Here is a 5631-nt window from a genome sequence, read left to right as displayed (position 1 = left end):
GTGGATGGCCGCGGTCGCATCATCGATGGAGACCACGTGCTCTATCTCTGGGGTTCTGTGCTGCAGGAGCAGCAGGCGCTCCCCGATCAGCGGTTGGTGGCCACTGTGATGTCGAACCTCGGCTTTGAGCGGGCTTGGCAGCAGCGCGGCGGCATCCTTGACCGCACGCCGGTGGGAGATCAGCACGTTCATGCCGCGATGGTGGCCAGTGGCGCGGCCCTCGGTGGAGAACAATCCGGCCACATCCTTTCGGCCTCCCATGGGCTGTGTGGCGACGGTGTACTGACCGCCGTGCAGTTGGCCACCTTGTGCCATGCCCAAGGCATCTCCCTCAGCGATTGGTTGGACTGCAGTTTCCAGGCCTATCCCCAGAAATTGGTCAATGTGCGGGTGATGGACCGTTCGCGTCGCAAGAATTGGAGCACCTGCACCCCTCTGACCGATGCCATTGCTTCAGCGGAGCAGTCGATGGGCGATAGCGGTCGCATCTTAGTGCGAGCCAGCGGCACCGAGCCCGTGGTTCGGGTGATGGTGGAAGCCGAGCAGTCGGCAGCTGTGGAGCATTGGACGGGGCATCTGGCCGCCGTTGCCGAGGAACATCTCAACGCGGCCTGAGGGTTAAGGCCTCGGCCATCAGGAGCGCGCCATCACAGGCATCGCCCTTGGCCTTGCCCCATCGGGCTTCGGGAATCGACTGACGGATGGCCTGTTGCACGGTTGTTCGGAACTCCGGCAGATGAGTGATGGCTCCCCCATGGCAGACCACCACGGGGGAAGGCAGTGAAAGCTGCTGTGCCACGGTGCTGATGCAGCTGGAGAGGGCTGCTGCCGATCGCTGAACGATCTCCTCCGCGCCCGAGTAGCCCTGGGCTGCTGCCTCCACCACCAGTGGAGCCAAGGCCGCGAAGTCTGCTGTGCCGAAGTTGTGCTGCACCACCCGGGCCTTTACCTCTGCGTGGCTGTCGCACCCCATCTGATTCCAGATCTGCAGGCGCAGAGGATGGTCGGGCAGGCGCCCATCGGCCATGCGCAGGGTCAGTTGCAATCCCTGGTGGCCGAGGTCAAAGGCCGAGCCGGCTCCATCGAGCAGCCATCCCCAACCGCCACAGCGGTGTTCATGGCCGTTCTCGTCTCGGCCCAGCACGATCATTCCCGTACCGCTGATCGCCAGGATTCCTGCACCTTCAGGGATCGCACCTCGCAAGGCCGTGCGTTCGTCTCCGGTGACCAGCACCTTGGTCAACCCTGTGTCATCACCGATGGCTAGGGCTTCACCCACCAAACGTTCAGCGCGCTGTTGCAACGCTGTTCCGTGTTCGATGCCGCTGGCTCCGACAGCGGCCGCCTGGATCACACCATCGGAGTGATTTCTGAGGGCTTGCTGTCCACTGGTGCTGATCGCCTCGAGGAAACGTTGTGTACCTTGGGGGGTATCCAGGTGACTGACTCCGGGACCCTCGCCTTCGCCAACAGGCTGGTGCAAGCCGTTTTCGACCACGCTGAGGCGGCAGCGTGTGTGCGTCTGTCCGGCATCGAATCCAGCGAGCAGCCTCATGATTCCCTGGGTCGACTCACCAGGCTGGCCAGGGCAAACCAGCCGATCAGCTGAACTTCGGGGCGGAAGAAGATCGTGTCGGTGCTGCCCTGCATTAGTAGGCCAGTGATGGCAGCGAGGCTGGCGATGGACGCCAAGGCGCTTGGACTATCGGCATTGAGCTGCTTGAGGCCCTGCCTCAGGCTGCTGGCCAGCAATCCCAGGCAGGCCAGCAGCCCGGGAATGCCGGTTTCCACCAGGATTTCCAAGGGAACGGAGTAGGCACTGAGGGCGTTGAACTTCGGTTGTTGATACAGCGGATAGATGCTGTTGAACGCTGCATTGCCAGGGCCGATGCCCAGCCAGGGACGGTCTTGCACCATCTGGATGGCCGCCATCCAGACGGTGATGCGGAAATTGTTGGAACTATCCCCCCGTCCCGCCAGCAGGCTGGTGATGCGCGTGCGGATCGGATCGATCTGGGTGGCCGCCACCACCAGACAAGCGGCTCCAATAAGCAGCACGGCGAGGGGCACCAGACGTCTCCAGAGCCGAGGCCAGTGGCGTGTCCAGCGCAGTAGCAGCAACAGCAGCAGCACGGCACCGGCAGCAACCATCCCCAGCCAGCCGCCGCGGCTGTAGGTGAACAGCGTGGCTGTTGCTGCCAACACCAATGTGGTGCCGGCAAATAGCTGGGCTCCCACACCACGCCAGCGCACCAGTGCGATCGCTGCGAAGGGAATCAGCGGCAGCAGATAACCCGCCAGGAGGTTGGGGTTTCCCAGGGGGCCATAAATCCGAATGGTTCCGGCGCTGATGGAATTCGGATCGGCCCAGCCGGCCAGTTCCTCGCTGGAGGCATACAGTTGTCGCAAAGCCAAAACACTGCTGAGCAGGCCGCCACTCAGCAGTCCGGCGACCAGCCGGTCCCACCATCGGCCGTTGCTCAGCAGCAGCTTGCAGAGCAAGGCATAAACGCCCAGGTGGCTGAGCAGTTTGATCAGGCCTTTGCTGGCGGCGATTGGAATCGGAGAACATCCTGTGGCCATAATCACAATGGCTAGAAAAAGCATCAGCCAGCGCGAGATGGTTCCGATGCGCTGTGGTGGCGGACTGCAGAGGCACCACAGCAGCCACAGGATGCCACAGGATGCAATCACCAGGGCCAGGCCTGTGCGTGTGAACAGGGGAAGACCCGTGAGCAAGGCCAGCAGGAGGAGTCCCGCTAGCCTTTCAAGGCGTTTCAGCACCGCCTGATCCGGAGCCATCAGCCCCTGCCAGCGTGCCAACAGTGGCCCACCGCGCGGCGTCTGGGTTGCATCCGCAGAGGCCATCGTGGGGCTTCAGGTGGTGAGTACTTCCGCCGGATTATCGATCTCCTGCCAGCGCTGTTCCAGATTTGACACGGAAGGCAGTGGATTCTTGTTCCGGCGGTAGAGAACCCGGTAGACGGGGAGGTTTTGCTCGAGCACGTAGCGCTCCCGTTCCGTGGGAACCGAAAGCGGGTTCCTGGCGCGCCAGGGCCGTTGATCCTCGGTGGGGCGGTCAAAACAGGCGCTGAGTTCGGTGAGAGCCACCATCGGCTCAATCACGTCGAGAACATCGCTCTGCAGAAACAGCTCGCGGCCAGGCTGGAGGGCCGTTGCGATGCCCAAGAGCAGCGCGGGCTGCAGGACCCGGCGCTTGCGGTGCCTTCGTTTGAACCAGGGATCGGGAAACTGGATGGAGACCCGTTGCAGACGGTCATGCTCCAGGGCCTTCATCCAGCCCTCCAGGCTGATGTTGGCGTTACAGAACAGGATCCGAACATTGCCGTGCTCCGAGGCGAGCGCCTCTCGATCGGCGGAGGTCACTAGGGGCCGGCGGATTTCAACGCCGAGATGGTTCCAGTGGGGACCACGCTCGGCCAGGCCCAGCAGGCAACGCCCGCGGGCACAGCCAATATCAAGGTGGATCGGATGATCAGGAACGCGAAACAGCGCCTCAGGTGGAGGTAGTTCCAGCGGCAACTGGAAGAAGCTGCTGAGGGGATTGACGTGCTGACGCAAGGTTCCCAGGCGGTGCGATTCGGTTCAACCGAGATTGTCAGAGCCGCTGTCGGGGTCCTGGCGCAGCAAGCCTTAGCAGGCAGTGTAGCCATGTAGATGCGTCGTCCCGCCGCCGGGTCCGATCTCACCATTGCAAAACGCTCCCGCCACAGGCAGGCCAGGCATCAGTTGGCGCGCCAGGCTGATGTCGCCATCGGCACAACCGAACAGCCCTTTGCCCCGTCCCAGGCAGGCCATGAGGAGTCCGAAATGGACCGTGTCGCCTGAATCAGCTGTCGCTGCTTTGAGCAGGGCAATGGCTTCGTCCTGGGAGGCGGCAGCTTCGCGCAGGTGAAATTGCACATTTTGGCCGGCACGCACCCGCTCAGCAACGGCCACGCACGGCGCCATTGTTGGGATCGACTCCGATCAGGTTGCGGATCAGGAAGGCACTCGCTTCTGACGCTGCTCCGTCGGCATTCAGCCGTAGGCTGCTGCGTTCCACGCTGAGGAACAACGAGTGACGCACCAGCTCGCGCTCTCGTTCGCTGAGGTCGGCCAGAACCCGTTGCAGGCAATTGATGGGGCTGGCCTTGATGCTGCCATTACTGAATTTTAGCAGCATGTTGCGCTGCACCTGCTCGATTGAGAAGACCGGGCCGATGGGGCGATAGCTCTGCGCCACCACCGTTTCGAGTCGCCAGCTCCCCCCACCGCGCCGGTGACGACCTGGTCATCCAGCAGCAGCGATCCGTGCGGGTGTTGTGGGGTGCTGCGATGCCACCAATCTTCTCTGCACCCGGATAGGCGTAGTCCAGCCCGCTGATGAGGTCATTGATTCCACTGCTGGTGGGGTCGATCAGCAGGATCTGGCTGCGGGCAGCCTCGGAGGTGATGCCAACCCAGTCCTGCCATTGCTGGGCGGCTCCATCCAGATTAGGCAACTCCTCTGTGCTCAGGTGTTAGGTGGCGATTGAGGCCCCCGGCGCATCCGATCCAGTGCTTCGCGCTGATTTGGGCGCGCAGCATCGGTAGCAGCCGCGGCAGGTCGGTGGCGTAACCCGTTGAGGTGAAGACGAGGGAGAGATCGGCTTCACCCCTGGATCGGCCGAGTTGCTCGACCACATCCCGAGCAGCTTCGTTCAGGGACGCTTTCGCAGAAAATCCTGTCCGGCAACTGGCTTCAGCGCCCCCAGAACGGAACCAGCTGAACGGTGCGAACGGTGCCATGAAGCGCACCCTATCAACCCTGGAGGTCAGCTCGGGACGTTGATAATGGCGGCACTGTGACAGTCCCAGTGAACGAGCTCACGTACCGCGCTCTGGTGTGGCTGACCTATCGCTTGGCCGCCACTTTTGCCGTTGGTGTGCCTTTGGTCCTGTTGATCTGGTCGGCCTGGCGTCGCGAGCCGTTGGTGCTGCGGCTGCTCGGCATCTATTGGAAGGTGGCCAGCCTGATGGCAATCAGCCTGCTGCTGCTGACGGACCAGCGCCCCTTGGGCTACGCCATAGCGGTTGTCGCACCGGTCTTGATGGTGACCAGCCTGTGGTTCTGGGTCGACATCAATGAAGAGCTGGCCGACCAACCGTCCTGGCGTCCGCTGCCCCTGGCGGTGAAGGTTTGGCGTTGGGCATTCACTAGTTTTGGTCTCCTCAGCCTGGGTATGAGCGTGACAGGTTTGGGCTGCATGCGACAGCTGGAGTCCCCGGCATGCCTCACCTGGCTGGAGGCTCCTCAGGGCATTCATGGTCTTGCGGCCACGGTGTTCAATTTGCTGTTCGGTGGTCTGTGGACGGAGGCCGTTGCTGCCTTTGTTGGTTACGTCGCCCTGGTGGCTTATCTAGCCGGTCTGCTGCAGTGGTTGTTGGTGCGTCTACCCCGTTACGGACGCGTGGCCGGTGATTTCTGATGAACGATCAGGCGGTGGTTCAGGCACTTGAAGAGCGAACGCGTGCTCAGCCCCAACGGGTTGTCCGTCTGCGGGGGCAGGTGGGCGATGTGCCGTTTGAACTGCTGATCTTCCGTGGGTTCAGCAGCAGCACCACGCACCCAACCGCTTTTGACCCCGA

The 5631-nt window shown here is 62.6% G+C and carries 4 protein-coding genes and 2 pseudogenes; 2 read left to right on the top strand and 4 right to left on the bottom strand.

Features of this window, described 5'->3' with window-relative positions; genetic code table 11:
- Positions 1-615, top strand: a pseudogene (glmM, locus tag ACGVJ8_RS06285) (phosphoglucosamine mutase); the annotation flags it as partial.
- Here the strand turns inward: glmM and ACGVJ8_RS06280 are convergent.
- From ACGVJ8_RS06280 to ACGVJ8_RS06265, 4 genes and pseudogenes are all read right to left on the bottom strand, one after another.
- Positions 602-1555, bottom strand: coding sequence for a BadF/BadG/BcrA/BcrD ATPase family protein (locus ACGVJ8_RS06280; protein WP_392346444.1), 954 nt, complete (start codon positions 1553-1555; stop codon positions 602-604). The pseudogene glmM and the gene ACGVJ8_RS06280 sit on opposite strands and share 14 nt — an antisense overlap.
- Positions 1552-2868: an IctB family putative bicarbonate transporter gene (locus ACGVJ8_RS06275; protein ID WP_392346442.1), complete on the bottom strand. Its 1317-nt coding sequence runs from the start codon at positions 2866-2868 to the stop codon at positions 1552-1554. The genes ACGVJ8_RS06280 and ACGVJ8_RS06275 overlap by 4 nt, the downstream gene beginning before the upstream one ends.
- A 9-nt stretch (positions 2869-2877) precedes the next feature.
- Positions 2878-3582 carry a tRNA (guanosine(46)-N7)-methyltransferase TrmB gene (trmB, locus tag ACGVJ8_RS06270; RefSeq protein ID WP_392346440.1) on the bottom strand — a complete coding sequence of 235 codons (705 nt, stop codon included), beginning with the start codon at positions 3580-3582 and terminating at the stop codon, positions 2878-2880.
- A 72-nt stretch (positions 3583-3654) separates the two neighbouring features.
- Positions 3655-4791 (bottom strand): annotated as a pseudogene (locus tag ACGVJ8_RS06265) (FIST C-terminal domain-containing protein).
- Between the two features lie 68 nt (positions 4792-4859).
- Between ACGVJ8_RS06265 and ACGVJ8_RS06260 the strand changes: the two are divergent.
- Positions 4860-5471: a DUF3177 family protein gene (locus ACGVJ8_RS06260; RefSeq protein ID WP_392346438.1), complete on the top strand. Its 612-nt coding sequence runs from the start codon at positions 4860-4862 to the stop codon at positions 5469-5471.
- Positions 5472-5631: the final 160 nt, after the last annotated feature.

Source organism: Parasynechococcus sp. (assembly GCF_042954245.1).
Lineage (GTDB): Bacteria > Cyanobacteriota > Cyanobacteriia > PCC-6307 > Cyanobiaceae > Parasynechococcus.
Note: the sequence above shows the minus strand (reverse complement) of the source record. Positions and strands in the feature narration are given on the sequence as shown.